We start from the raw sequence: 24,722 nt of genomic DNA, 5'->3' as shown, positions 1-24,722 counted from the left end.
TTGCTTATTGCTTCTCAGGCGGGAAAATCAGGTTCAGAACGATAGCGGTAATACCGCCTGCGGCAATGCCGGAAGAGAGCAGGTTTTTCACCCAGTCCGGGGCGAACTGCAGGATCAGCGGTTGCTGGGAGACGCCCAGGCCGACGGCCAGCGACAGCGCGATAATCAGAATCGCGCGGCGGTTCAGCGGCTCGCGGGACACAATACGCACGCCGGATGCGGCAATAGTACCGAACATTACCAGCGTTGCCCCGCCCAGTACTGGCTCAGGAATATGTTGTACAAAACCGCTGACCGCCGGGAACAGGCCCAGCGCGATTAACATCAGCGCCACCACAAAACCGACGTAGCGGCTGGCAACGCCCGTTAACTGAATAACCCCGTTGTTCTGACCAAAACAGGAGTTTGGGAAGGTATTGAACACGGCAGAAACAAACGAGTTCAGACCGTTCGCCAGCACGCCACCTTTCAGGCGTTTCATATACAGCGGACCAGAAACCGGCTGCTCGGAGACATCAGAGGTGGCCGTAATATCGCCGATGGTTTCCAGCGAGGTAATCATAAAGACCAGCATCAGCGGCAGCAGTAAGCTCCAGTCAATGCCCAGGCCATAATAGAGCGGCGTCGGCACCATCAACAGATCCTGGCTTACCGGTGCGGTATTTTGCGGCAGCATATCCATAAACCAGGCCAGCAGATAACCCGCCGCCATTGCAATCACCAGTGACGCAACGCGCAGGTACGGGTTGCGCTGGCGGTTAAGCAGGATAATCAGCGCCAGCACGACACCAGCCAGCATCAAATTCTTCGGCGCGCCAAAGGTGTTGTCGCTCATTGCCGCGTAACCGCCGCCAATCGACGTCAGGCCCACCTGAATCAGTGACAGGCCGATGATCATCACCACCACGCCTGAAACCAGTGGGGTGATAATACGGCGCGCCAGATGCAGTACGCGTGAGATAACCATCTCGGTGCAGCTTGCCAGCATCAGTGTACCGAACAGTGCCGCCATCATGGTTGGGACATCTGCGCCGCCGGTTTTTAGCGCCGTACCGCCCATAATCAGCGGTGCAACAAAGTTAAAGCTGGTGCCCTGAATGGATAACAGCCCTGAGCCTACCGGCCCCCAGGCTTTGATCTGAATGATAGAAGCCACGCCGGATGCGAACAGCGACATACTGATAATGTGTTGAGTATCCTGAGCCGGTAAACCGAGCGCCTGGCAGATAAGCAGGGCAGGCGTGATCACCGCGACGAACATGGCCAGCAGGTGCTGGCAGGCGGCAAACAGAGTCTGGGCTAGCGGGGGGCGATCTTCAAGACGGTAAATCAGTTCACTGTTGTGAGTCTGCGCAACCGGTTGCGCATTTGTTGACTCTACGGCGTTAACGGACATCAGAGGCAATCCCATGGTGGAAAAGCGGTGATTTTATCTGACCAGGGCAGAAAAGCAAACGTTTGCTAGCAGGTATTCTTAATATTTAAAACGGATAAACAAACATTTTTATATAACTTTTCATCATTTTCTGCTTAAAATCCACCCCGAAAACTCAATAAGAGCTAAAAATCGGTCTGGAATGCATCGTGCGTGATTGTGCTAAACGCACTAATGGAGCTGTAAATGTTTTATCTCGATACGTTATCAACACTGGTTGCGGCAACCCTGGTGTTGCTGCTGGGACGTAAGCTCGTCCAGTCTGTTTCCTTCCTGAAAAAATACACGATCCCTGAACCCGTTGCGGGCGGCCTGCTGGTGGCGATTGCGCTGCTGGTGCTGAAAAAAAGCATGGGCTGGGAAGTGAACTTCGACATGACCCTGCGTGATCCGTTGATGCTGGCCTTCTTCGCCACCATCGGCCTGAACGCCAATATCGCCAGCCTGCGCGCTGGTGGCCGTGTGGTGGGTATCTTTCTGATTGTGGTTGTTGGCCTGCTGCTTATGCAAAACGCCATCGGTATTGGTATGGCGACCTTGCTGGGCCTGGACCCGCTGATGGGTCTGATCGCTGGCTCGATCACCCTCTCTGGTGGACACGGAACCGGGGCCGCGTGGAGCAAGCTGTTTATTGAACGTTATGGCTTCACCAATGCGACTGAAGTGGCGATGGCTTGCGCAACGTTTGGCCTGGTGCTGGGCGGCTTGATTGGTGGTCCTGTTGCGCGCTATCTGGTCAAACACTCCACCACGCCAGATGGCATGCCGGACGATCAGGCCGTGCCGACCGCATTTGAAAAGCCGGACGTCGGGCGCATGATCACCTCGCTGGTGCTGATTGAAACCATCGCGTTGATCGCTATCTGCCTGACGGTGGGGAAAATCGTTGCGCAAATGTTGGTCGGAACGGTGCTGGAACTGCCGACCTTCGTCTGCGTGCTGTTTGTTGGGGTGATCCTCAGTAACGGTCTGGCATTACTGGGCTTTTATCGGGTGTTCGAGCGTGCGGTTTCAGTACTGGGTAACGTGAGTTTGTCATTGTTCCTGGCGATGGCGCTGATGAGCCTGAAGCTGTGGGAGCTGGCTTCACTGGCCCTGCCGATGCTGGCAATCCTGGTTGTGCAGACCATTTTCATGGCGCTGTATGCGATATTCGTCACCTGGCGCATGATGGGTAAGAACTACGATGCCGCCGTGCTGGCAGCCGGGCACTGCGGTTTTGGCCTCGGCGCGACGCCAACGGCGATTGCCAACATGCAGGCAATTACCGAACGTTTTGGACCATCCCATATGGCGTTTCTGGTGGTGCCGATGGTGGGCGCGTTCTTTATCGATATCGTCAACGCGCTGGTGATTAAGCTGTATCTGCTGTTACCGATTTTTGCGCAATAACGGCTGTGCGGCGGGGTAACATCCGCCGCCGCTATGAATCACTATGCGTTGGAGTAGCGTTCGGTTTCCGGCATCCAGCGCTCAATCAGCGCCACCGCCTGCTGCGGGTAACGTTCATGAATATGGCGGGAAATGCGCTGAACTTCCGGGATGATCGCCTGATCGCGCAGTAAATCCGCGACCTTGAATTCTGCCGTTCCGGTCTGGCGAGTACCCAACAGCTCGCCGGGGCCGCGGATCTCTAAATCTTTTTGCGCAATAACGAATCCGTCGTTGCTGTCGCGCAGAACCTGCAGGCGTTTTTGCGCAGTTTTTGACAGCGGTGATTTGTAGAGCAGGACGCAGTGGGAGGCCACCGCGCCACGACCTACGCGGCCACGTAGCTGATGCAGCTGGGCCAGGCCCAGGCGCTCCGGGTTTTCAATAATCATCAGGCTGGCGTTTGGCACGTCCACGCCCACTTCAATCACCGTGGTGGCAACCAGCAGATGCAGTTCACCTTGTTTAAACGCCGCCATTACCGACTGCTTCTCGGCGGGCTTCATACGGCCGTGTACCAGGCCAATATTGAGTTCTGGCAGCGCAATCTTAAGCTCTTCCCACGTTGCTTCTGCTGCCTGAGCTTCTAACAGATCAGACTCTTCAATCAGCGTACAGACCCAGTATGCCTGGCGCGCTTCGTGGGTACAGGCGTTGCGCACGCGATCAATGATGTCGCTGCGGCGGGTATCCGGAATCGCCACCGTGGTGACCGGGGTGCGTCCCGGTGGGAGTTCATCAATTACTGAGGTGTCGAGATCGGCATAGGCGGTCATCGCCAGGGTGCGCGGAATCGGCGTGGCGGTCATGATGAGCTGGTGCGGGTGGAAACCCTGCTGCTGGCCTTTCTCCCACAGCGCCAGACGCTGATGCACCCCGAAGCGGTGCTGTTCGTCGATGATAACCAGTGCCAGACCGTTGAACTGAACCTGTTCCTGGAAAATTGCATGAGTACCGACAATCATCTGCACCTGACCGCTGGCAATGGCTTCCTGTTGCGCCAGACGCGCTTTGCCTTTCTGCTTGCCCGCCAGCCAGCCCACTTCAACGCCCAGCGGCGCGAACCAGTTACGGAAGTTATTCGCATGCTGTTCAGCCAGCAGTTCGGTGGGAGCCATCAGCGCTACCTGCTTACCATGTGCGATAGCGCGCAGGGCGGCTAACGCCGCAACCAGCGTTTTACCGGAGCCGACATCGCCCTGTACCAGGCGCATCATTGGGACATCCAGTGCCATATCACGTTCGATCTCAGCGGTAACGCGGGCCTGTGCGCCAGTCGGTTTAAATGGTAGCGCCGCCAACAGCTTATCTTTCAGCGCATTGTTTGCGCTCAGCGGCTGGGCATGAAAACGCTGCGCCCCGGCGCGTAATGCCAGCATGCTGAGGTTATGTGCGAGCAGTTCTTCGAGAATCAGACGTCGCTGCGCCGGATGTTGTCCTGTTTCCAGATCGCTGAGTTGCAGCGACGGTGGGGGGCGGTGCAACGTGCGCAGTGCTTCGGGCAGGCTCATCATGCCCTGTAACAGCTCTGGTGGCAGCAGTTCGGCAATGGCGCAAGTATCGAGCAGATCCAGTGCCTGATCGGTCAGCTTGCGCAGCGTGGCCTGCTTCACGCCTTCGGTTGTCGGGTAAACCGGAGTGAGAGTTTCCTGCAATTCCGGCGTGCTGAGATCGCCCTGCACGCGGTATTCCGGGTGGATCATCTCTGCGCCGTATTTCCCGCGTTTGGCTTCGCCATAGGCCAGTACCCGACGCCCGGTGGCGAGACTGTTTTTCATTGCTGCGCTGAAATTGAAAAAGCGCATGGTGAGAATGCCGGAACCATCGCTGATCTGACAGGTCATCATCCGGCGACCGCCGAAGGTGATATTGCAGTTCAGCACTTCGCCTTCAACGGTGGCATAGACGCCCGGTAGCAGCTCGCCGATAGGGTAAAGATGAGTACGGTCTTCGTAACGCAGGGGGAGGTGTAGCAGGAGGTCCTGTACGGTGTGCAGGCCAATTTTCGCCAGTTTACTGCTTTGCGCTGCGCCAACGCCGGTCAGAGAGTTGAGTGGGATGGCATCCAGTAAACGGCCTTTCATCGCGTTTATCTCGCAGACTGCATAGTGGCCCACCACGTTGCATCGGCTTCGATTTCGCCCTGCGTGTTTACGTGAGGGTAGGGAAGGCCTTTGCGCTTAGCGACATTCGCCAGCACAGGATAACCGCCTTCAAACAGTAAGCGCTGTTGCTCGTCTTGTGGCAGCATGCTGTTTTCTCGTCGGTACATCCCAGCGTTTTGCCGCTGGCGTTGTGCTTCGTACAGAATTAGCGCGGAGGCGACCGAAACGTTCAGCGACTGCACCATGCCAGTCATGGGAATGATGATGTCCTGATCAGCCAGATCCAACGCTTCCTGAGTGATGCCGGTTTTCTCCTGGCCCATCAGGATGCAGGTGGGGCGTGTGTAATCAATCTCGCGAAAATCCACGGCTTTATCTGACAGATGGGTTGCCAGGACCTGCATGCCCTGGCTTTTTAGATGTGTGACCGCATCGCCAATGGTAAGGTGAGTTTTCACCTGCACCCAACTGTTGCTGCCTGCGGCAGAAGAGGCCATGGTGCGCATACGACTACCCGGCCAGACGGCGTGGACTTCATGCACGCCGACCGCATCTGCAGTACGAATGATAGCGGAAACGTTATGAGGCTTGTGGACCTCTTCCATGCAGACGGTCAGATCGGGCTGACGACGTGCGAGCATTTCGCGGATACGTGCATAGCGCTGTTCATTCATAAAACGTGTTCTAGTTACGGTTACGGGTGACTTTTATCACGTCCGGCATGACGCGAATTTTGCGCATGATATTCGCCAGGTGCACGCGATCGCGAGCGGTCAGGCGAATAAAGGCGCTATAGACGCGGCCATCTTTCTCTTCCGTATTCAGACTTTGAATATTGGAGGTGGTCGTGTTAATTGCCGCCGTCAGGTTCGCCAGAGCACCCTGGTGGTTAAACATATCCACCTTAATCTCGGTGATGAATTCCTGCTCTGTTTCTTTATCCCATTCCACCGCCATAAACTTCTCTGGCTCTTTCTGGTAGCCACGAATATTACGGCAGGACTCATGGTGAATCACCAGACCTTTACCCGGACTGACGTGGGCAATGATGGGATCGCCTGGAATTGGACGGCAGCATTTCGCGAAGGTGATCAGCACGCCGTCTGCGCCTTTGATCGGCAGATGACCATGGCCAGATTGTGCCGGTACGTTCGCTGTTGCTTCGCCCTGCTGGAGGTTTTTCGCTACCACCACGCTCATGGCGTTACCCAGACCGATTTCTGCGAGCAGATCGTCAAGCGTGGCGAGCTTCATGCGCTCAAGCTCTCGCTGGATGCTCTCTGGCGGGATTTCAGCCAGTTTTCGGCTACCGCCCAGAGCATGGTTGAGCAGTCGACGCCCCAGACTGACGGAATCATCGCGCTTGAGGTTTTTCAGCAACTGGCGAATTTTGGCGCGCGCTTTCGAACTGACGACGAAGTTGAGCCATGCTGCATTCGGACGTGCGCCCGGCGCGGTAATAATCTCAACGGTCTGACCGCTAAAGAGCGGTTGTGAAAGCGGGTAAGGCTGTCTGTCGACGCGTGCGCCGACGCAGGCGTGACCGATATCGGTATGCACGGCGTAGGCGAAATCGACAGGCGTTGCACCGGCAGGCAGTTCAACAATCCGCCCTTCCGGTGTGAAAACATAAATCTCATCCGGGAAGAGATCAGATTTGACGCTTTCAATAAATTCAAACGAGCTACCGGCACTCTGCTGCAGTTCCAGCAGGCTTTGCATCCAGCGCTGAGCGCGGATTTGTGCGGTGGTGCTACTTTCACCGCCGTGCTCTTTGTAAGCCCAGTGCGCCGCCACACCCATTTCTGCCATCTGATCCATGTCTTCAGTACGAATTTGTACTTCAACCGGAACGCCGTGAGGGCCGATCATTGAGGTGTGCAAAGACTGATATCCGTTCGCTTTTGGAATGGCGATATAGTCTTTCACGCGACCAGGACGTGGTTTGTACAGGCTATGCATCTGGCCGAGTACGCGATAGCAGGTATCGGAATCATGAACGATAACGCGAAAAGCGTAGATATCCATGATGGAGTGAAAACGCTGCTCTTTGAGCACCATTTTGCAGTAGATAGAGTACAGGTGCTTCTCACGCCCGCTTACGCGACACGGAATGCCTGCCTCTTGCAAACGCCCTTCGATTTCCGAGAGGATTTTTTGGATCATCTCTTTACGGTTACCGCGAGCGGCTTTAACCACTTCTTTAATCACGCGATAGCGGTTCGGGTACAGCGCTTCAAAACCCAGCTCTTCCAGCTCGGTTTTAATGTGATGAATACCTAAACGGTGTGCCAGCGGACTATAGATTTCGAGGGTTTCACGGGCGATGCGGCGACGCTTGTCCGGGCGTAATGAGCCCAGCGTGCGCATATTGTGGGTACGGTCAGCAAGTTTGATGAGAATGACGCGGATATCCTGCACCATCGCCATAATCATCTTGCGAAAGTTTTCAGCTTGCGCCTCTTTCTTATCGCGAAACTTAAGCTTATCAAGCTTCGATACCCCCTCTACCAGCTCTGCAACGCTTTTACCAAAAAGCTGCTCCATGTCCTGGTAGGTGGCTGGGGTATCTTCAATCACGTCATGCAGCAGCGCAGCCATCAGCGTTTCGTAGTCGAGTTTCATCTCGGCCAGAATGCAGGCTACCGCTACCGGGTGCGTGATATAGGGTTCACCGCTTGAACGTGTCTGGCCCTCGTGAGCGTCACGTGCAACGAGATACGCCTGCCGAAGACGCTTAATCTGGTCTTCCGGCAGGTAGTTTTGAATCAGTTGATTCAGGCTTTCAAACAGATACAAGGGCGACCCGCTTTGTGATTAACGACGACCTTCAGCAATAGCGGTAACGGCTTGTAATTCAGCGGCTTCCTGCTCTTGCTGTTCCTGGCGCTCACGCACGTCGAGGATCTGGTTGTTGATCAGACCTTCTTCGATTTCGCGCAGCGCGATAACGGTAGTTTTATCGTTTTCTTCCGGTACGAGCGGATCCTTTCCGCCTACCTGCATCTGACGAGCGCGACGCGCGGCGACCAGTACCAGGTCAAAACGGTTACCAATTTTCTCTACAGCGTCCTGAACAGTTACGCGTGCCATACTTAAAATGCTCCACAGGTGAAGAAATGACTGGGCATGATACTGAATGTGGGTTCAGTCTGCCAACAGTTTGCTGATTAAAGCGTCATGACGCTGCTTTTGGCGGCTCATGCGCAGACGTTCGGCGCGAATGATGGTTTTCAAATCGCCCAGGGCGGTATCGAAATCATCGTTCACAATAAGATAATCATATTCGGCGTAATGGCTCATTTCTGCAACAGCTTGCGCCATACGTTTTGCGATCACGTCTTCGCTATCCTGACCGCGGCCACGCAGACGGCGATCCAACTCAATCTTAGATGGCGGCAAAATAAAAATACTGCGCGCATGCGGCATTTTTTCACGAATTTGCTGCGCACCTTGCCAGTCGATATCTAAAAAGACGTCTACGCCGGATGCCAATACTTGCTCAATGGTTTCACGTGAGGTGCCGTAGTAATTACCGAAAACCTCCGCGTGTTCCAGGAACGCGTCTCTGCCAATCATGGTTCTGAATTCATCATGGTTCACAAAGAAATAGTGTTCACCGTGCACTTCCCCCGGGCGCGGTGCGCGCGTGGTGTGCGAAACAGAAACTTGGGTGTCATACAACGGTTGGGTCTTTAATAAAGCCTGAATCAGGCTGGATTTACCCGCGCCACTGGGGGCAGAAACAATATAAAGCGTGCCTTGAGCCATGAGTATCTTAATGTATGTGATTGTCGAAAGAGAGCCTACATACGGGCTTATTATACACGTAGCCGCTTTGCTACGTAGCCTTTGTCACACTTTTTGCGCATGTTTATTGCGTTTTGCGTACCAGTTTCCTGTTTTATCCGCGATTTGCAGCAATACGTGCAAATGTCAGGAATGCTGCCCGCAGAGTGAATATTTGCCGCTCTGCTTCCCTTTCACTTCGCGCTATATCTGCCGGGAAATGCAGTGTTCAGCGGAGGTAGCATGGGATCATGGAAATGCATAGGGCTGGTTTTGCTGGTCTGGAATTTACCTGTATGGGCGGTTTGCCCCGTCTGGTCGCCTGCCCGGGCAAATGAGGAAATTTCACGACTACAGCAGCAGATAACACAGTGGAATGACAGTTACTGGAAACAGGGTGAAAGTGCCGTAGACGACGGCGTTTATGACCAGCTCAATGCGCAACTCATCCAATGGCAACGTTGTTTTGGCGATGAAGCCAAAACAGATCTGTCTGCGCCCCCAATAAGTGGCACCGTCTCGCACCCTGTTCCCCATACGGGAGTTCGAAAACTTGCCGATAAGCAAGCGCTACAGCAATGGATGAAAGCCCGCAGCGATCTCTGGGTACAGCCGAAGGTGGATGGCGTGGCGGTGACGCTGGTTTATCGCAATGGCAATTTGGTCCGGGCGATTAGCCGTGGTAACGGCCTGAAAGGTGAAGATTGGACGCAAAAGGTTCTTCAGATCCCTTCCGTACCCCATATCACCAAGGGACAGCTCGCTAACAGTACTCTGCAGGGTGAGATATTTTTGCAGCAGGAAGGGCATATCCAACAGCAGAGAGGGGGAATGAACGCCCGCTCGAAGGTTGCTGGAATGATGATGCGCCAGAGCAATCCGGAAATGTTACGCTCGCTGGCTATTTTTATCTGGGCGTGGCCCGATGGACCGGCTGCCATGTCGGAAAGACTGGAACAACTCACTGCTGCCGGTTTTAGTTTTACGCAACATTTTACCAGGGCCGTGAAGAGTGCAGATGATGTCGAGCAAGCACGCGCCAGTTGGTGGAGTTCAGCATTACCTTTTGTGACGGATGGCGTAGTTGTGCGAACGGGAAAAGAGCCGCAGGCGCGATACTGGCTCCCTGGACAGGGAGACTGGCTGGCAGCGTGGAAATATCCTCCCGTGGCCATAGTGTCTGAGGTGACGGGTATTCAGTTCTCTGTTGGCAAAAGCGGGAAAATTGCGGTGGTTGCATTGCTGACTCCCGTCATGCTGGATGATAAACGCGTACAGCGCGTCAATATTGGCTCCGTTCGACGCTGGAATGAATGGGATATCGCGCCTGGCGATCAGATTCTGGTGAGCCTGGCTGGACAAGGGATCCCCCGTATAGATGAAGTGGTCTGGCGCAGTACCCAGCGTATTAAGCCAGTGCCACCTGAGGGGCGCTTCAATTCATTAACCTGTTTTTATGCCACAGCGGAGTGCCAGGAACAGTTTGTTGCCAGACTGGTCTGGCTGGGAGCCAAAGAGGTACTGGGGCTGGAGGGCATCGGCGAGGCGGGATGGCGGGAGCTCCACCAGGCGTATCGCTTTGAGCATATCTTTTCCTGGCTCGGGCTAACTCAGGAACAACTACAGTCCACATTTGGTGTAAGCAAAGGGGAGAAGTTATGGCATCAATTCAACCTGTCACGCGATCTTCCGTTCACGCGCTGGGTGATTGCCATGGGAATACCGTTAACACAGGCAACGCTGAATGCCAGCCGGGATGGTTCGTGGCAGCAATTGCAAGAACGCGATGAACAAAGCTGGCGGCAGCTTCCTTTCATGGGGGAGCGGCGGGCTCGGCAGGTGATGCAGTGGCTGGAGAATAGGGAGATCACAGCGCTGAGCAACTGGTTAGCTGCTCAGCGGATCACGGGCTTTATGCCTTAATGCCCTTCATGACGATAGTAAAACACCGGCAGTCCTAACTTCAGGCGCAGCGCCAGTAGTCGGGCGGTAAAGCCGAAAAGCAGGGTGGAGATAACTACTACATCGTGGCTGGAGACATAATGCTGCAGCACGATGTACAGCACGGCAGCGGCAAATGATACGCCGGCATACAGTTCTTTCTGGAACACCAGCGGGATGCGTTTACAGAACATATCGCGTAATACGCCGCCGAAAACCCCGGTAGTGACCGCAGCGACCACGGCGATAATCGGACCATGGCCCATATCCAGCGCCACCTGAGCGCCAATAATAGAAAAGACCACCAGGCCCAGCGCATCCAGGACGAGGAAGATTTTACGCAGGTAGGGCATGACAGGAGCAATAATGGTGGTCAGTACCGCGGCAGTGGCTACGATAATGACGTATTCAGGGTGCTTTACCCAGCCGAGCGGATAATGGCCGAGAAGAATATCGCGTACTGAACCACCGCCAATGGCTGTCGCGGTGGCAATGATAATGACGCCAAATGTATCCATACGACGACGCCCAGCCGCAAGCGCACCGGTCATGGCTTCGGCAGTAATACCAATTAAATATAAAACGTGTAACAGCATGTATTCCCCCTGATTTGCTGGGGGCTAAGGTTAACGATTTGTGCGCATTGTCACGATTGAGATTTTCTAAGGTGAAGTGATTTTAATAACTACAGCTAATGCGAAATTGTTGTAAACACGTTATGGCATGCGCTTTGTGATATGGGTGGTGATGATAAATGATGAGAAAATATAATTCTGGTCGCATAGATGAGAACTGAAGCGTCGGGAAAGGCACGTAGCGCCGCCGTTTATTGACGGGCTACGTGAGATGGTGACTTACTCGATATTCTGAATCTGTTCGCGCATTTGCTCGATCAATACCTTCAGTTCAATCGCGGAATTAGTCACTTCGGCATTGATAGACTTTGATGCCAGAGTGTTCGACTCACGGTTGAATTCCTGCATCATGAAGTCCAGACGACGGCCAACGGCCTCTTTTTTCTTCAGGATGTTGTAGGTTTCTTTGACGTGGGCTTCCAGGCGATCCAGTTCTTCAGCCACATCGATACGCTGTGCCATCAGCACCAGCTCTTGCTCAAGGCGGTTATTTTCCAGCTGCACCTGAGCATCTTCCAGTTTGGCTACCAGACGCTCGCGCTGCCATTGCAGGATTTCCGGCATATGTGCGCGCACTTTGGTGACTTCAGCGCTGACGCCTTGCAGACGCTGCTCGATCAGCGCTTTCAGCGCCTGACCTTCGGTTTCACGCGCGACGACGAAGTCATCCAGCGTACCGTCAAGCGCGGCGAGGATTTCGGCGGCAATGGCGTCCAGATCTTGCTCCTGGGCTGCCATTACGCCAGGCCAACGCAGGATATCAACCGGGTTAATTTCACCTTCATCACTCTGCATTTTGACCCAGTTAGCAGCGCTAACGAGCTGTTTAGCGAGTTTTTCATTCAGAATCAGCTCGCCTTGTGCACTGGCATCAGGCTCAAAACGCAGCGTACATTCGACTTTACCGCGCGTCAGACGCGTGCGAATACGTTCGCGAACTACGGGTTCGAGACTACGGAACTGCTCCGGCAGGCGAAAATAAGTTTCCAGATAACGCTGGTTTACCGAGCGCATTTCCCAGGTAGCGCTACCCCATTCACCCTTGATTTCACGCCGGGCGTAAGCGGTCATGCTGCGGATCATAGACGTTCCTGTTTTTAAAGATGAGATGGGAGGATTATAGCCATCCACGTCTTGTCAGGATAGGAATAACAGTCGGAAGTCCGTATAATGCGCAGCCACATTCGTTTCAAGCCGGAGATTTTATCATGCGTCCAGCAGGTCGTAGTGCCAATCAGGTGCGTCCCGTCACCCTGACCCGTAATTATACAAAACACGCTGAAGGCTCCGTGCTGGTCGAATTTGGTGATACCAAAGTGCTATGTACCGCTTCTATTGATGAAGGCGTACCGCGTTTTCTGAAAGGTCAGGGCCAGGGTTGGATCACCGCAGAATATGGCATGCTGCCACGCGCCACGCACACCCGTAACGCCCGTGAAGCGGCAAAAGGTAAGCAGGGCGGTCGTACCATGGAAATCCAGCGTCTTATTGCGCGTGCGCTGCGTGCCGCAGTTGACCTGAAAACCCTTGGCGAGTTCACCATTACTCTGGACTGCGATGTTATCCAGGCAGATGGCGGTACGCGCACCGCATCAATTACCGGTGCATGCGTTGCGTTGGCTGATGCGCTGAACAAGCTGGTCGCGAGCGGTAAACTGAAAACTAACCCGATGAAAGGGATGGTTGCAGCGGTTTCCGTGGGGATTGTTAACGGTGAAGCGCTCTGTGACCTCGAGTACGTTGAAGATTCTGCCGCAGAAACCGACATGAACGTGGTGATGACTGAAGACGGCCGTATTATTGAAGTACAAGGCACGGCGGAAGGCGAGCCATTCAGCCATGAAGAACTTCTCACCCTACTGGCGTTGGCCCGAGGGGGAATCGAATCCATTGTAGCGACGCAGAAGGCGGCGTTAGAAAATTGATTTTAAAGGCGACTGATGAGTCGCCTTTTTTTTGTCTGTAATAAAGTGAGATGAGGAGCGAATCCATGAAACCGTATCAGCGCCAGTTTATTGAGTTTGCGCTTAGCAAGCAGGTACTAAAGTTTGGCGAGTTTACGCTGAAATCCGGGCGTAAAAGCCCCTATTTCTTCAACGCCGGACTGTTTAATACCGGGCGCGACCTGGCTCTGTTAGGCCGTTTTTACGCCGAAGCGCTGGTGGATTCCGGTATTGAGTTCGATTTGCTGTTTGGCCCAGCGTACAAAGGTATTCCGATTGCGACTACAACGGCCGTTGCGCTGGCTGAACACCACGATAAAGATTTGCCGTACTGCTTTAACCGTAAAGAGGCGAAGACCCACGGTGAAGGTGGCAATCTGGTCGGTAGCGCACTTGAGGGGCGTGTCATGCTGGTGGATGACGTGATCACTGCCGGTACTGCGATTCGTGAATCCATGGAGATAATCCAGGCAAATGGCGCGACGTTGGCAGGGGTACTCATTTCTCTCGATCGTCAGGAACGCGGTCGCGGCGAGATTTCAGCGATTCAGGAAGTGGAACGCGATTATGGTTGCAAGGTGATTTCTATCATTACCCTGAAAGATCTGATTGCTTATCTGGAAGAAAAACCTGAAATGGCAGAACACTTGGCCGCAGTACGGGCGTATCGCGAAGAGTTTGGGGTATAAGAACTGCCGGATGGCGCTGCGCTTATCCGGCCTACGCACTTACCGGGCCTACGGCTTACGTAGGCCGGATAAAACGAAGTCGTTACTGCAGCTGTGCGGCAACCAACGGCCAGCGGGTGTCAAAGTCATCCGTTGGACGGTATTTAAATTCGCTGCGCACGAAACGAGATAACATACCTTCACAGAAAGCCAGTAACTGACTGGCCAGCAGCGTTTCATCTACGGCGTAACCTTCGCCTTCACGCATTCTTTTTTCTCGCAGAACCTGGCGCAACTGTGCCTCAATGCGTTCAAAAAGCTGGTTAATACGGCCTTGCAGACGATCCTGTTCAAACATGAGCGCATGCCCGGTCAGAATGCGCGTCAGACCGGGGTTACGTTCACCGAACCCTAAAATCAGCAGAACGATCAGACGCAGACGTGCGCCGGTGTCCTTTTCATCTTTTAAGATCAGATTGATACGGGTAATCAGACTATCTTCGATAAACTCAATCAGGCTATCGAACATGCGGGTCTTGCTGGGAAAATGGCGATACAATGCCGCTTCGGAAACGCCCACAGAGGCTGCCAGTTTTGCTGTCGTGATACGCTGGCTTCCATCACTGGATTCCAGCATCAGCGCCAGCGACTGAAGTATTTCTTCGCGACGATTCCTTTTCGCAGTTTGCTTTTCTACCATGTTACAAAATACCCCTGAAAATAAGCACTTGCCAGGCAGGCATCCACACAGCGACCGCAAACGACTGTTTGCGGTATGTTATTGCGTTATTACGCTACGGGATGCTTCTTTACGGGTTACTTGCGCCCGGAATGGCCGAAGCCGCCTTCGCCACGATCGGTGGCTTCAAACTCTTCCACCAGATTAAATTCAGCCTGCACAACCGGTACAAAGACCATCTGTGCAATACGTTCACCTGGTTCAATGGTGAAGCTATCCTGGCCACGGTTCCAGATGGATACCATCAGCTGACCCTGATAGTCGGAATCAATCAAACCGACCAGGTTACCCAGTACGATACCGTGCTTATGACCCAGACCAGAGCGTGGCAACATCACCGCGGCCAGTGAGGGATCGGCGATATGGATGGCTAACCCAGTTGGCACCAGCGTCGTTGCGCCAGGCGCCAGTTCTACGGCGTCATCAAGACAGGCACGCAGGTCAAGTCCGGCAGAACCAGAGGTGGCGTACGTCGGGAGCGGAAATTGTTTCCCTACGCGCGGGTCCAGAATTTTAACGTCGATTTTTTTCATCATAACGGGTCACGATCTCGTCGAGTAATAATTGGCCCAGGAGTTCTTTGCGCTCAAGCGGTAAGACTTTATCTCCATCCTGCCAAAAAAGGTGTAATGCGTTGCTATCGCTGTTAAATCCTTGAGTAGAAAGCGAAACATCGTTTGCACAGATCACATCAAGGTTTTTGCGGAGGCGTTTTTGCCGGGCATATTCTTCCACATTATTTGTTTCGGCGGCAAACCCAACGACAAAGGGACGGTTAGCATCCAGTGCGGCAACGCCGGCAATAATATCCGGGTTCTTGACCATTTTTACTGTTAATTCATCGCCCTGCGTCGCCTGTTTTTTGATTTTTTCGTGGGCGACAGTTTCAGCGCGGTAATCCGCGACTGCGGCGCAGCCGATAAAAATATGCTGTTGTTGCACCGCAGATTGCACGGCGGCTTCCATTTCCAGTGCGGTCACCACATCAACGCGCTGGACAAATGGCGGTGTGGGTAACGAAACCGGACCCGACACCAGCGTGACGTTTGCCCCGCGTTTTGCTGCAGCGGCCGCGATAGCAAATCCCATTTTCCCGGAGCTGTGGTTGGAAATATACCGCACGGGATCAAGCGGTTCACGCGTCGGGCCCGCCGTAATCATGATGTTGAGATGTTGCAGGGAGTTGACAGGTGAAAAATGTTCTGCCGCCATATCCACAATCGTTAACGGATCCAGCATACGTCCAGGACCGATATCACCACATGCCTGGCTACCGCTGTCAGGGCCCCAAATGAGCAAACCGCGCGAAGCAAGAATGCCCAGATTGTGCTGGGTCGCGGCGGCGCGGTACATTTGCTGGTTCATGGCCGGCAGCACTGCAACAGGGGATGGGGTCGCCAGAGAGATTGTTGAAACCAGATCGTTAGCCATACCTGCTGCGACGCGAGCAATCAGATCTGCCGTGGCAGGGGCCAGGATAACCAAATCGGCCCATTTCCCCAGCTCAATATGGCCCATCGCGGCTTCGGCAGCGGGGTCGAGCAGGCTGTCAGATACCGGATAGCCCGAAACTGCCTGTAAGCTCAGGGGAGTAATAAAGGCTTTTGCCGCTTCGGTCATCGCCACGCGGACGTCTGCGCCGCGTTCCCGTAAACGACGCACCAGCTCAGGGGTTTTGTACGCAGCAATACCGCCACTGACGCCAAGTACGATTTTTTTACCGGCCAGGCTCATCATGATCTTTCCTGTTGGGTTACACCAGAAGGCGGATATTTTATCACACTCCATCATTTATCGTGCTTTTGACCGTGATCCACTTTGCGAAGCGCCACGAGGAATGGAGAACAGAACGTCGATCTGCCGCTGGTGTTATGCCACCATGCGGATGCGAAAGGAGGGGAAAGCATGGAAAATACAGGACGTATAATGCCTCGGGAAAAGCTGTTGGCACAGGGGGCAAGCTCGCTGACCGACGTTGAGCTGCTGGCGCTTTTTTTACGCACCGGGATGCTGGGTAAAGATGTCCTGACGCTGGCGAAAGAAATGCTACAACAATTTGATTCGCTTTACGGCCTGTTGTCGGCTGACTACATGGATTTTAGCCTGGTCCAGGGCATTGGCCTTGCGAAGTACGCTCAGCTTAAGGGAATTGCTGAGTTGGCAAGACGTTACTACGACGTGCGGGTGATAGAAAAAAGGTCGATACTTAGCCCGGAAATGGCACGTGAGTTTCTGCAAAGTCAGCTGTCACAAGAAGAGCGCGAGATCTTTTTGGTGATCTTCATGGATTCACAACATCGAGTGATAAAACACAGCAAACTTTTTTCCGGGACGCTTAGTCATGTAGAGGTGCATCCGCGAGAAATTGTCCGCGCAGCGATAAAAATGAATGCTTCCGCGGTGATCCTTGCGCATAATCACCCTTCGGGGTGTGCAGAGCCGAGCAAAGCAGATAAACTCATCACCGAGCGTGTTGTGAAATGCTGTCAGTTCATGGATATCCGGGTGCTTGATCATCTGATAATTGGGCGCGGAGAGTACGTTTCTTTTGCGGAACGCGGTTGGATTTAACGCACTTTACGCGATCCATCGGGATCTTTGTCTGTTCGGGACTTGAGCATAACGCCGGGTCAGCGTATACTACGCCACCTTTGAGAATCTCGGGTTTGGCATTTGGGCCTGGCAATCGAGAGTTCACTTAGAACTATGCGATGACCGGGCTGTAAAGCCTGACGAGGCGCCGATACCCCATACGAAGCTCGAGCTAATTTGATTTTTGGAGAATAGACATGTCCCGAGTCTGCCAAGTTACTGGCAAGCGTCCGGTGACCGGTAACAACCGTTCCCACGCACTGAACGCGACTAAACGCCGTTTCCTGCCGAACCTGCACTCTCACCGTTTCTGGGTTGAGAGCGAGAAGCGTTTTGTCACCCTGCGCGTATCTGCTAAAGGTATGCGTGTAATCGATAAGAAAGGCATCGATACAGTTCTGTCTGAACTGCGTGCCCGTGGCGAAAAGTACTAAGTACTTAAAGAGGAAATAAATCATGGCTAAAGGTATTCGCGAGAAAATCAAGCTGGTTTCTTCTGCTGGTACAGGTCACTTCTACACCACCACGAAGAACAAACGTACTAAGCCGGAAAAACTGGAACTGAAAAAATTCGATCCAGTTGTACGCCAGCACGTACTGTACAAAGAAGCGAAAATCAAATAATTTTCGTTTTGATGTAAAGAAAAACCCTGCCTCGGCGGGGTTTTTTGTTTTCTGGCCGTCCCCATATTAATGAGACCTGATACAGCGCCGGAGATGCTATGCCTGAATTACCTGAAGTCGAAACCAGTCGCCGTGGTATTGAGCCGCATCTGGTAGGGGCGAAGATTTTACACGCCACTGTGCGTAATGGTCGTTTGCGCTGGCCGGTATCCGAGGAAATCTATCGTCTGAGCGATAAACCTGTCCTGAGCGTACAGCGCCGTGCGAAATACCTGCTGCTGGAGCTGACGGATGGCTGGATTATCATTCATCTGGGGATGTCGGGTAGTCTGCGTATTCTTCCTGAAGAACTTCCCGCAGAAAAGCATGATCACGTCGACTTAGTGATGAGTAATGGCAAAGTTCTGCGGTATACCGATCCTCGGCGTTTTGGCGCCTGGCTGTGGACAAAAGAACTGGATGGACATAATGTGCTCGCTCATCTTGGCCCAGAGCCGCTGAGCGACGATTTCAACACTGCTTATCTCCAGCAGAAATGCGCAAAGAAGAAAACGGCGATAAAACCCTGGCTGATGGATAACAAGCTGGTGGTGGGGGTAGGAAATATCTACGCCAGTGAGTCTCTCTTTGCGGCTGGTATTCATCCTGACCGCCTGGCATCATCGCTGTCGAAAGATGAGTGTGAGCTGCTGGTACGCGTTATTAAGGCTGTATTGCTGCGCTCTATCGAGCAGGGTGGAACGACGCTGAAGGATTTTCTGCAAAGTGACGGTAAGCCAGGCTATTTTGCTCAGGAGCTGCAGGTCTATGGGAGAGAAGGCGAACCCTGTCGCGTATGCGGAGCGTCAGTCATTGCGACAAAACACGCTCAGCGTACAACGTTCTACTGCCGTCGCTGTCAGAAATAATATTCATTGCAGGCCGGATAAACCTTGTTGGCTTACCCGGCTAAATGCGCTACTTCAACTTATCCATTAGCGCCTGGTGAACATTTTTCGGCAGGAAGTGGGTTACGTCACCCTGGTGGCGGGCGACTTCTTTAACCAGCGATGATGAAATAAACGACCACTCTTTAGATGGCATCAAAAAGACGCTTTCCAGTTGAGGCATTAAGTGGCGGTTCATGTGCGCCAACTGCATTTCATACTCAAAATCAGCCACGGCACGCAGGCCACGAATCAGAATATTAGCCTGATTATCGCGGGCAAAGTTTGCCATTAAATCGCTAAATCCCATGACTTCTATATTACCCAGATGCGTCGTTGCCTGCTGTGCCAGCTGAACGCGTTCTTCCAGCGTGAACATCGGTTTTTTACTGGGGCTTGCGGCAATTGCCAGGATCACGTGATCAAACATGCTCGTCGCACGTGTCACGATATCAAGATGGCCGTTAGTTATGGGATCGAAGGTTCCTGGATAAATCGCCCGTTTTTGCATGACAGCCCTCAATGCGTTTTGGGTGGCAGGTAAGGTTCCAGCAGCTGCAGCAGACGCTGTAGCGCGCCCTGATTTTGGTACAGTACTTCAACAGCATGGCGACCATAAAAATTACGATAATCTTCATCGGTCAGAAGGGACGAAACCTCTTTCACCAGCGTGGTGACGTCAGTGACGGTGATCAACCCACTTGCCTGTTCCAGTCGGGCGCAAATGTCTTTGAAGTTAAAGGTATGCGGGCCCATCAATACGGGAATGGCATGTGCCGCTGCTTCCAGTGGGTTGTGTCCACCACGCTCAACCAGAGAGCCACCGACAAAAGCAAGATCGGCAATTCCGTACAGTAGCATCAGCTCACCCATCGTGTCGCCAATAACCACTTGGGTACTTGAGGACGGCACTTCGCCTGAAGAACGTGTGGTAAAGCTTAGACCAGCCTGGCGTACGAGGTTAATGGCATCCGGGAAGCGCTCAGGGTGTCTGGGAACCAGAATCAATAAAAGATTCGGGAACTGGTGTAACAGCGCCTGATGAGCAGCGATGATGATGCTTTCTTCCCCGTCATGCGTGCTGGTCGCAATCCATACCGGGCGATGCGGTGCCCACTGGCGTCGCAACGTAACTGCTTTAGCGGCCAGCTGTGGGGTGACAGAAATATCAAACTTCAGGCTACCGGTGACGGTGACCTGATTGCTTTTGGCACCCAATGTAATGAAGCGAGCGCCATCCTCTTCGTTTTGCGCAGCAATCAGCGTAATGCGGCGTAATAGCCTGCTAACAAATTTTCCTAATTTAGCGTAGCCAGCGGCTGAACGAGCGGAAAGGCGCGCGTTGGCGATGACCAGCGGGATATGGCGCTTATGCAGTGCAGCGATCAGATTTGGCCAGAGCTCGGTTTCCATAATTAACACCAGTTTGGGGTCAACTTTATTCAGAAAACGGTTCAACGCATCCGGTAAATCATAGGGAAGATAAATATGTTGAACGTCTGTGCCAAAAGCAGATTGCACGCGCTCTGAACCGGTTGGCGTCATGGTGGTTACCGTGATCGGCAAATCCGGGTAACGATGTCGCAGAGCGCGGACTAATGGGATTGCTGCCAGCGTTTCACCCACGGAAACTGAATGGAGCATGATACCGCCTGGTTTCAGTGGGCGGCGATAAAAACCGTAGCGTTCACCCCAGCGTTTACGGTACGCCGGAGCTTTACGTCCGCGCACCCAAAGCCGTATCCAGATCAAAGGCTGAATAAGGTAGAAAAGGGCGGTGTAAAGCAATTCTAGCATAATAGTAGCTGGCTTATGGATGTGCTGGGGATTCTATGTATTTAACTATGGCTTTACCATCATTTTTGCTGATTTTTTGAGGAAACTGTACGGATCACGAGAAAGGGGGCCTGAGTTGTGTTGTCCCGCTTGGTAATCTCAGCAGTGGAAGGCTAAAAACGGAATGGTTATGGTCATAAAAACCGATCTTTTTATGGAATATGCCAGAAACATAACCATTCCTAAAAGACAATAATATCAATGCATTAGCGTTTTTTCTGTGTTTGGTATTTCTTAACTAAATACTTTACATAGAAAATAAAAGCACCGAAGAGTTGCCCATTGTGTTTTAAATGTGTGCTTTTTCGTGATAGCTGTTTATACGTAGTGGGTGCCAATAAAGGAATATCTTTCCACGGCGAATTCTCTCTGGCTATTTTGAAGTATTCGACTTCAGCATAATATTGTGCCCAGTCATGCCAGGGTTTAGTGACGCCGACATAGTGAATGAATACCGTTTGTGATGTGATTTTAAAGGCATCACCCCCTTTCCTGGCTAACGTATCGATGTTAAAGAATGAATTGAATTTATGGTCCAGGATTTTTACGTGATCATTGAAGAGGACGTTCAACGCATCCTGATCGGGATGTGAGAAACGGTTTTCATTAACCTTTGAAATGACTTGCAGCGTCAAATTAGTATCTTTTAATTCTGGAAGGTTAAAATACATGAAGCCTGAGTTGAAGTACCGGCCTGGATTTATGCCGGCAACAGCAGATGTATCGACAAAGCTATCATGGACAGCCATTAATACATTGCCATTAAATTCTTCCGTGAGTAACGAGGCAAGGCTTCCTTTACATATAATATCAGAGTCAAGATATATGATGCTGCTGAGCTTATCGGCAAAGTAATCGATTGCAATAAGTCTGAAATAGATTGAATAATTCCATGCCTTAGATGCAGTAGGTAGATTTTTTAATTCATTATCATCCAGTACATAAAACGTAATGCGGGTATTATATTGGCTTGCCAGGACAGAAAAAAGATGAAGTTGATGTTCGTCAAGATAATTAGTGAAAATATGGAAATGGAAGTTCAGGTCCCGATTATTTAAAAGTACCGATGTAATTGAAACGCCCGTACCGTAAAGAAAGGGTCTGTCAGCGCCATAGGTAATATTGATACATGTGTTTTTTTTATCGTCATTTTCAATATGTGCATTCTTAATATATTTTATTATATTTTCTTTCACATCTTTTTCCTTTTGATTCTTTCAGAGTGCACGCGTGTTTATGTAAGACAAAATGGCGCTCCTGTCGGCATAGAATAGAACAAACTGTAAAGGAAGGAAAGAGATACTTGGTGATTAAATTTCTTTATTAATCATTATGTTATGTGAAAATATTTTTGTGATTAGAGTGAGGGTACACAGTGAGAGGAAGAGACTAAAATTAATGGGGGATTTTTACGATGTTATATAATAAGATATGCCCCATAAATCGTGCTAGCGAGTGTTTGTCGTTGATTAACAAGGCAATTTGAAGAAGTGAGATTTGAATTTTATGAATCAAGTAAGATACAGTCAAAATGGTAATATCTTGATTTTAAGCAAAGTTGTATTGGTTTTAATGATTTTTGGGTTATTTACGATAGATAATCAAGGGGTGCTAAATATGACCTCTTTGCTCGCTGTAGTTTTATCTATTTACTATATTAAAGCCAATAAAATAGATATTAAAAACATTGTGCTCGATCTCATGCAGAAGAGAAAACTATTGTTACTCTTCACGTTGTGGTGTGTTTTTTGTATTGTATTTTTCACCTATGAAGATAAATCTCTTGATGCCTTTATCATATTGATAAAAGACTGGCGTTACCCGTTAGTGATGATGTTATTTTTTGGAGCATTCAGTAAGCATATAACCTCACTGAGACAGGTCTTTGTCATTGGGGCGATACTCACTCTATCCTATATTGTCTTAGTAGTGCCGATTTTAAGAATTATAAAAAATAACCCGCAGGAACTGTATCTACAGCTTCGCTATGGTTTCGCATTCTATGTTGTTATGCTATTTCCTTTTGTATTAACAGGAGCGATTTTATTCAAGAATCACTTCCTGAAAACAGTATTATATATCATTTCTGCGCTTGCATTCGTCTTTTTATCATACACCGGGAGCCGCGCAGGGATCTTGGCAGTTGTTGTAGAGATTTTTCTGATTTCATTTCTGGTGAGTAAAACCATCAAGAGATTTATGGCTGCTACCTGTGGTTTGCTATTTATAATGGCTGCTTTGCTTATCGGGGCCTACAACACAGTGGGTCAGGTAAAAATGAAAGTCGATCAAACTCTGCAAATGAATAACGTCACATCCAGTCGTGATGAAATCATCTTAGACCGTTTCCCTTTAGTAATGGAGAATATCAACAATGCCATCTTTGGTATTGGATATGGGAATTCTACATACAATCAGTATTTAGAGGACCATAATGCGCCAAAAAATGGCGGGGTATATTCTGAACGAAATAACGGCTATAATATAGATGAACCGTTTTTTATGATAATTCTTTATAATGTTGGGGCCATTGGTCTCTTCTTATTTACTGCGGCTTTTTTCATTACATTTAAAGACATATATATCCGAGCCAGAAGCCAAAAAGATATTTTTAGCATTTCATTACTGTGCTCTCTTGTTGGCTATATTCTGGTATATTGTTTATTTGAAAAGATGTTCATAAATGTCTTTTTATTATACAGCATAGCCATCCTGATGTTGTATGGCAAAAATGAGCCAGGAAAAATAACAAATTAACATCAAAATGAGCCTATGTGATGTCGTTGAGAATATAGGCTCAATTTTCATAATGTGATAAATAGTCTCATATATTGTAAATATTAATTTTCCTCTAATTCACATAGAAAGTTTCCATAGATATCGAATTGTCAAGTGAATAGTGGTATAATATAAGCGATAAAATAAGATGGTGTGATCTGCAGTACACAGGTAGCTGTTGAGCCTGGGGCGGTAGCGTGATTTGAAAATTAACAATAACCTGAAAGGGTATAGTGTGAAAAAGATCCTGGTAATAAAAATGCGCTTTCACGGCGATATGTTGCTAACCACACCGGTCATCAGCACGCTTAAAAAAAATTATCCTGATGCTGATATTGATGTTCTACTCTACGAAGATACCATTCCTATTTTATCTGAAAACCCCGATATCCATGCTTTGTATGGCATAAAAAATAAAAAGAGCTCTGCTTTTGAGAAAGCAAAAAATTTCTTAGCGCTGATCAAGGTACTACGTGGCAATCATTATGATTTAGTGGTCAATCTTACCGATCAGTGGATAGTTGCTTTATTGTGTCGTTGTTTGGATTGCCCAATAAAGTTGACACATGATTTCTCGCACAGAAATAAAAAATTCTGGCGCGACAGTTTTACTCATCACGTTCCTCTAAGTGGCGATCATTGGGTTGAACGTAATTTGTCTGTGTTGATGCCATTAAATCTAAAAGAATCAGTCCCGGTACTGAAAATGGTTTATGGTGAGCAAGTCTGGCAATCTGTTCGGAAAAAACTTCCTCAGGTTGATACCCAGAAGTATGTCGTTATACAGCCTACGGCGAGACAAGAATTCAAGTCGTGGGAGAATGATAGATTCTCCCTGGTGATTGATGCGATACATCATTTGGGGTATCAGGTTGTACTGACTTCTGGACCCGGTGCCAGCGATATTGCCTGCGTCGATGAGATTGCCAGGGCATGTGAAACCAAACCTTTAACTGAAATTGCCGGGAAGACAACATTCCCTGAGCTTGCTGCATTAATTGATCATGCTGTACTTTTTATTGGTGTCGACTCTGCCCCGATGCATATTGCTGCAGCTGTTAAAACCCCCATCATTTGCCTTTTCGGCGCCACCGATCATATCGCCTGGCGACCATGGTCTGATGATGTGGTTCAATTTTGGGCTGGTGATTACCAACCAATGCCAGTGCGTGAAAAACTTGATCGAAGTAAGAAATATTTATCTGCTATACCAGCGGAAGACGTGATTGCAGCCATAGCGTCACGGTTACCTAAACTCGACTAATAAAGCATCCGGATAT

The 24,722-nt window shown here is 50.7% G+C and carries 24 protein-coding genes; 10 read left to right on the top strand and 14 right to left on the bottom strand.

Going from position 1 to position 24,722, the window contains the following annotated elements; translation table 11 throughout:
* Window positions 1-4: 4 nt before the first annotated feature.
* Window positions 5-1,396 carry a xanthine/proton symporter XanP gene (xanP, locus tag FDX24_RS09390; RefSeq protein ID WP_115642674.1) on the bottom strand — a complete coding sequence of 464 codons (1,392 nt, stop codon included), beginning with the start codon at window positions 1,394-1,396 and terminating at the stop codon, window positions 5-7.
* 225 nt (window positions 1,397-1,621) lie between these two features.
* On the opposite strand from xanP, the gene gltS reads away from it, so the two are divergent.
* A complete protein-coding gene (gltS, locus tag FDX24_RS09385; protein WP_003024029.1) occupies window positions 1,622-2,827 on the top strand; it encodes a sodium/glutamate symporter in 1,206 nt (401 codons plus the stop codon).
* A 41-nt stretch (window positions 2,828-2,868) separates the two neighbouring features.
* Here the strand turns inward: gltS and recG are convergent, their stop codons facing one another.
* From recG to gmk, 5 genes are read right to left on the bottom strand one after another with little or no spacing between them, the layout of a single operon-like run.
* Entirely contained in the window at window positions 2,869-4,950 is a 2,082-nt protein-coding gene (gene recG / locus FDX24_RS09380) for an ATP-dependent DNA helicase RecG (protein WP_137364183.1), read from the bottom strand.
* A 5-nt stretch (window positions 4,951-4,955) separates the two neighbouring features.
* Window positions 4,956-5,645, bottom strand: a complete 690-nt coding sequence (gene trmH / locus FDX24_RS09375) for a tRNA (guanosine(18)-2'-O)-methyltransferase TrmH (RefSeq protein ID WP_137364182.1) — start codon at window positions 5,643-5,645, stop codon at window positions 4,956-4,958.
* 10 nt (window positions 5,646-5,655) lie between these two features.
* A complete protein-coding gene (spoT, locus tag FDX24_RS09370; RefSeq protein ID WP_003024038.1) occupies window positions 5,656-7,770 on the bottom strand; it encodes a bifunctional GTP diphosphokinase/guanosine-3',5'-bis pyrophosphate 3'-pyrophosphohydrolase in 2,115 nt (704 codons plus the stop codon).
* Between the two features lie 18 nt (window positions 7,771-7,788).
* A complete protein-coding gene (gene rpoZ, locus FDX24_RS09365) occupies window positions 7,789-8,064 on the bottom strand; it encodes a DNA-directed RNA polymerase subunit omega (RefSeq protein ID WP_000135058.1) in 276 nt (91 codons plus the stop codon).
* A gap of 54 nt (window positions 8,065-8,118) precedes the next feature.
* Window positions 8,119-8,742 carry a guanylate kinase gene (gene gmk / locus FDX24_RS09360; RefSeq protein ID WP_003024042.1) on the bottom strand — a complete coding sequence of 208 codons (624 nt, stop codon included), beginning with the start codon at window positions 8,740-8,742 and terminating at the stop codon, window positions 8,119-8,121.
* 261 nt (window positions 8,743-9,003) lie between these two features.
* On the opposite strand from gmk, the gene ligB reads away from it, so the two are divergent.
* On the top strand, window positions 9,004-10,683 hold the full coding sequence (gene ligB, locus FDX24_RS09355) for an NAD-dependent DNA ligase LigB (RefSeq protein ID WP_137364181.1): 1,680 nt from the start codon (window positions 9,004-9,006) through the stop codon (window positions 10,681-10,683).
* Here the strand turns inward: ligB and FDX24_RS09350 are convergent.
* Both FDX24_RS09350 and FDX24_RS09345 read right to left on the bottom strand, forming a co-directional pair.
* Window positions 10,680-11,297, bottom strand: coding sequence for a trimeric intracellular cation channel family protein (locus FDX24_RS09350; RefSeq protein ID WP_003024049.1), 618 nt, complete (start codon window positions 11,295-11,297; stop codon window positions 10,680-10,682). The two genes, ligB and FDX24_RS09350, sit on opposite strands and share 4 nt — an antisense overlap.
* A gap of 258 nt (window positions 11,298-11,555) precedes the next feature.
* Complete coding sequence (locus tag FDX24_RS09345) at window positions 11,556-12,419, bottom strand: YicC/YloC family endoribonuclease (RefSeq protein WP_115642678.1); 864 nt, start codon at window positions 12,417-12,419, stop codon at window positions 11,556-11,558.
* 125 nt (window positions 12,420-12,544) lie between these two features.
* On the opposite strand from FDX24_RS09345, the gene rph reads away from it, so the two are divergent.
* Together rph and pyrE are read left to right on the top strand one after the other, a co-directional pair.
* Complete coding sequence (gene rph / locus FDX24_RS09340; protein ID WP_003024054.1) at window positions 12,545-13,261, top strand: ribonuclease PH; 717 nt, start codon at window positions 12,545-12,547, stop codon at window positions 13,259-13,261.
* 65 nt (window positions 13,262-13,326) lie between these two features.
* Window positions 13,327-13,968 carry an orotate phosphoribosyltransferase gene (gene pyrE / locus FDX24_RS09335; protein ID WP_061066836.1) on the top strand — a complete coding sequence of 214 codons (642 nt, stop codon included), beginning with the start codon at window positions 13,327-13,329 and terminating at the stop codon, window positions 13,966-13,968.
* Between the two features lie 82 nt (window positions 13,969-14,050).
* On the opposite strand, the gene slmA is transcribed toward pyrE, so the two are convergent.
* From slmA to coaBC, 3 genes are all read right to left on the bottom strand, one after another.
* Window positions 14,051-14,647: a nucleoid occlusion factor SlmA gene (gene slmA, locus FDX24_RS09330; protein WP_048213722.1), complete on the bottom strand. Its 597-nt coding sequence runs from the start codon at window positions 14,645-14,647 to the stop codon at window positions 14,051-14,053.
* Between the two features lie 116 nt (window positions 14,648-14,763).
* Complete coding sequence (gene dut, locus FDX24_RS09325) at window positions 14,764-15,222, bottom strand: dUTP diphosphatase (protein ID WP_061066835.1); 459 nt, start codon at window positions 15,220-15,222, stop codon at window positions 14,764-14,766.
* Window positions 15,200-16,420 carry a bifunctional phosphopantothenoylcysteine decarboxylase/phosphopantothenate--cysteine ligase CoaBC gene (gene coaBC, locus FDX24_RS09320; protein ID WP_137364216.1) on the bottom strand — a complete coding sequence of 407 codons (1,221 nt, stop codon included), beginning with the start codon at window positions 16,418-16,420 and terminating at the stop codon, window positions 15,200-15,202. Before coaBC ends, dut begins: the two co-directional genes overlap by 23 nt.
* A gap of 171 nt (window positions 16,421-16,591) precedes the next feature.
* Here coaBC and radC point away from each other — a divergent pair, with 171 nt between their 5' ends.
* The 4 genes from radC (at window position 16,592) to mutM (ending at window position 18,810) form a co-directional block, all read left to right on the top strand.
* The gene (gene radC / locus FDX24_RS09315) at window positions 16,592-17,257 is read left to right on the top strand and encodes a DNA repair protein RadC (RefSeq protein ID WP_137364180.1); all 666 of its coding nucleotides are present in this window, start codon (window positions 16,592-16,594) and stop codon (window positions 17,255-17,257) included.
* A gap of 218 nt (window positions 17,258-17,475) precedes the next feature.
* The gene (gene rpmB, locus FDX24_RS09310) at window positions 17,476-17,712 is read left to right on the top strand and encodes a 50S ribosomal protein L28 (protein ID WP_002436699.1); all 237 of its coding nucleotides are present in this window, start codon (window positions 17,476-17,478) and stop codon (window positions 17,710-17,712) included.
* Window positions 17,713-17,734: 22 nt separating this feature from the next.
* Entirely contained in the window at window positions 17,735-17,902 is a 168-nt protein-coding gene (gene rpmG / locus FDX24_RS09305) for a 50S ribosomal protein L33 (RefSeq protein ID WP_003024094.1), read from the top strand.
* Window positions 17,903-18,000: 98 nt separating this feature from the next.
* A complete protein-coding gene (mutM, locus tag FDX24_RS09300) occupies window positions 18,001-18,810 on the top strand; it encodes a bifunctional DNA-formamidopyrimidine glycosylase/DNA-(apurinic or apyrimidinic site) lyase (RefSeq protein ID WP_061066832.1) in 810 nt (269 codons plus the stop codon).
* A 49-nt stretch (window positions 18,811-18,859) separates the two neighbouring features.
* Here mutM and coaD read toward each other — a convergent pair whose 3' ends face one another.
* The 3 genes from coaD to FDX24_RS09285 all read right to left on the bottom strand — a co-directional run bounded on the left by coaD (window position 18,860) and on the right by FDX24_RS09285 (window position 21,860).
* On the bottom strand, window positions 18,860-19,339 hold the full coding sequence (gene coaD / locus FDX24_RS09295) for a pantetheine-phosphate adenylyltransferase (RefSeq protein ID WP_137364179.1): 480 nt from the start codon (window positions 19,337-19,339) through the stop codon (window positions 18,860-18,862).
* A gap of 8 nt (window positions 19,340-19,347) precedes the next feature.
* Window positions 19,348-20,625 (bottom strand): lipid IV(A) 3-deoxy-D-manno-octulosonic acid transferase, encoded by a 1,278-nt coding sequence (waaA, locus tag FDX24_RS09290; RefSeq protein WP_048213717.1) that lies wholly within the window; start codon window positions 20,623-20,625, stop codon window positions 19,348-19,350.
* A gap of 245 nt (window positions 20,626-20,870) precedes the next feature.
* A complete protein-coding gene (locus FDX24_RS09285; RefSeq protein ID WP_053065239.1) occupies window positions 20,871-21,860 on the bottom strand; it encodes a glycosyltransferase in 990 nt (329 codons plus the stop codon).
* 310 nt (window positions 21,861-22,170) lie between these two features.
* Here FDX24_RS09285 and FDX24_RS09280 point away from each other — a divergent pair, with 310 nt between their 5' ends.
* Together FDX24_RS09280 and rfaQ are read left to right on the top strand one after the other, a co-directional pair.
* On the top strand, window positions 22,171-23,421 hold the full coding sequence (locus FDX24_RS09280; RefSeq protein ID WP_137346521.1) for an O-antigen ligase: 1,251 nt from the start codon (window positions 22,171-22,173) through the stop codon (window positions 23,419-23,421).
* Between the two features lie 280 nt (window positions 23,422-23,701).
* A complete protein-coding gene (gene rfaQ / locus FDX24_RS09275) occupies window positions 23,702-24,706 on the top strand; it encodes a lipopolysaccharide core heptosyltransferase RfaQ (protein ID WP_048213809.1) in 1,005 nt (334 codons plus the stop codon).
* The last annotated feature ends 16 nt before the right edge of the window (window positions 24,707-24,722 follow it).

Origin of the sequence: Citrobacter sp. wls716 (assembly GCF_005280975.1) — a bacterium.
GTDB lineage: Bacteria > Pseudomonadota > Gammaproteobacteria > Enterobacterales > Enterobacteriaceae > Citrobacter > Citrobacter youngae.
This window is presented reverse-complemented; position numbering and strand designations above follow the sequence as displayed.

Coding starts and splice junctions, on each gene's coding strand:
- xanP (WP_115642674.1), bottom strand. CDS start 1,396: ATGTCCGTTAACGCCGTAGAGTCAACAAATGCGCAACCGGTTGCGCAG.
- gltS (WP_003024029.1), top strand. CDS start 1,622: ATGTTTTATCTCGATACGTTATCAACACTGGTTGCGGCAACCCTGGTG.
- recG (WP_137364183.1), bottom strand. CDS start 4,950: ATGAAAGGCCGTTTACTGGATGCCATCCCACTCAACTCTCTGACCGGC.
- trmH (WP_137364182.1), bottom strand. CDS start 5,645: ATGAATGAACAGCGCTATGCACGTATCCGCGAAATGCTCGCACGTCGT.
- rpoZ (WP_000135058.1), bottom strand. CDS start 8,064: ATGGCACGCGTAACTGTTCAGGACGCTGTAGAGAAAATTGGTAACCGT.
- gmk (WP_003024042.1), bottom strand. CDS start 8,742: ATGGCTCAAGGCACGCTTTATATTGTTTCTGCCCCCAGTGGCGCGGGT.
- ligB (WP_137364181.1), top strand. CDS start 9,004: ATGGGATCATGGAAATGCATAGGGCTGGTTTTGCTGGTCTGGAATTTA.
- FDX24_RS09350 (WP_003024049.1), bottom strand. CDS start 11,297: ATGCTGTTACACGTTTTATATTTAATTGGTATTACTGCCGAAGCCATG.
- FDX24_RS09345 (WP_115642678.1), bottom strand. CDS start 12,419: ATGATCCGCAGCATGACCGCTTACGCCCGGCGTGAAATCAAGGGTGAA.
- rph (WP_003024054.1), top strand. CDS start 12,545: ATGCGTCCAGCAGGTCGTAGTGCCAATCAGGTGCGTCCCGTCACCCTG.
- pyrE (WP_061066836.1), top strand. CDS start 13,327: ATGAAACCGTATCAGCGCCAGTTTATTGAGTTTGCGCTTAGCAAGCAG.
- slmA (WP_048213722.1), bottom strand. CDS start 14,647: ATGGTAGAAAAGCAAACTGCGAAAAGGAATCGTCGCGAAGAAATACTT.
- dut (WP_061066835.1), bottom strand. CDS start 15,222: ATGATGAAAAAAATCGACGTTAAAATTCTGGACCCGCGCGTAGGGAAA.
- coaBC (WP_137364216.1), bottom strand. CDS start 16,420: ATGAGCCTGGCCGGTAAAAAAATCGTACTTGGCGTCAGTGGCGGTATT.
- radC (WP_137364180.1), top strand. CDS start 16,592: ATGGAAAATACAGGACGTATAATGCCTCGGGAAAAGCTGTTGGCACAG.
- rpmB (WP_002436699.1), top strand. CDS start 17,476: ATGTCCCGAGTCTGCCAAGTTACTGGCAAGCGTCCGGTGACCGGTAAC.
- rpmG (WP_003024094.1), top strand. CDS start 17,735: ATGGCTAAAGGTATTCGCGAGAAAATCAAGCTGGTTTCTTCTGCTGGT.
- mutM (WP_061066832.1), top strand. CDS start 18,001: ATGCCTGAATTACCTGAAGTCGAAACCAGTCGCCGTGGTATTGAGCCG.
- coaD (WP_137364179.1), bottom strand. CDS start 19,339: ATGCAAAAACGGGCGATTTATCCAGGAACCTTCGATCCCATAACTAAC.
- waaA (WP_048213717.1), bottom strand. CDS start 20,625: ATGCTAGAATTGCTTTACACCGCCCTTTTCTACCTTATTCAGCCTTTG.
- FDX24_RS09280 (WP_137346521.1), top strand. CDS start 22,171: ATGAATCAAGTAAGATACAGTCAAAATGGTAATATCTTGATTTTAAGC.
- rfaQ (WP_048213809.1), top strand. CDS start 23,702: ATGCGCTTTCACGGCGATATGTTGCTAACCACACCGGTCATCAGCACG.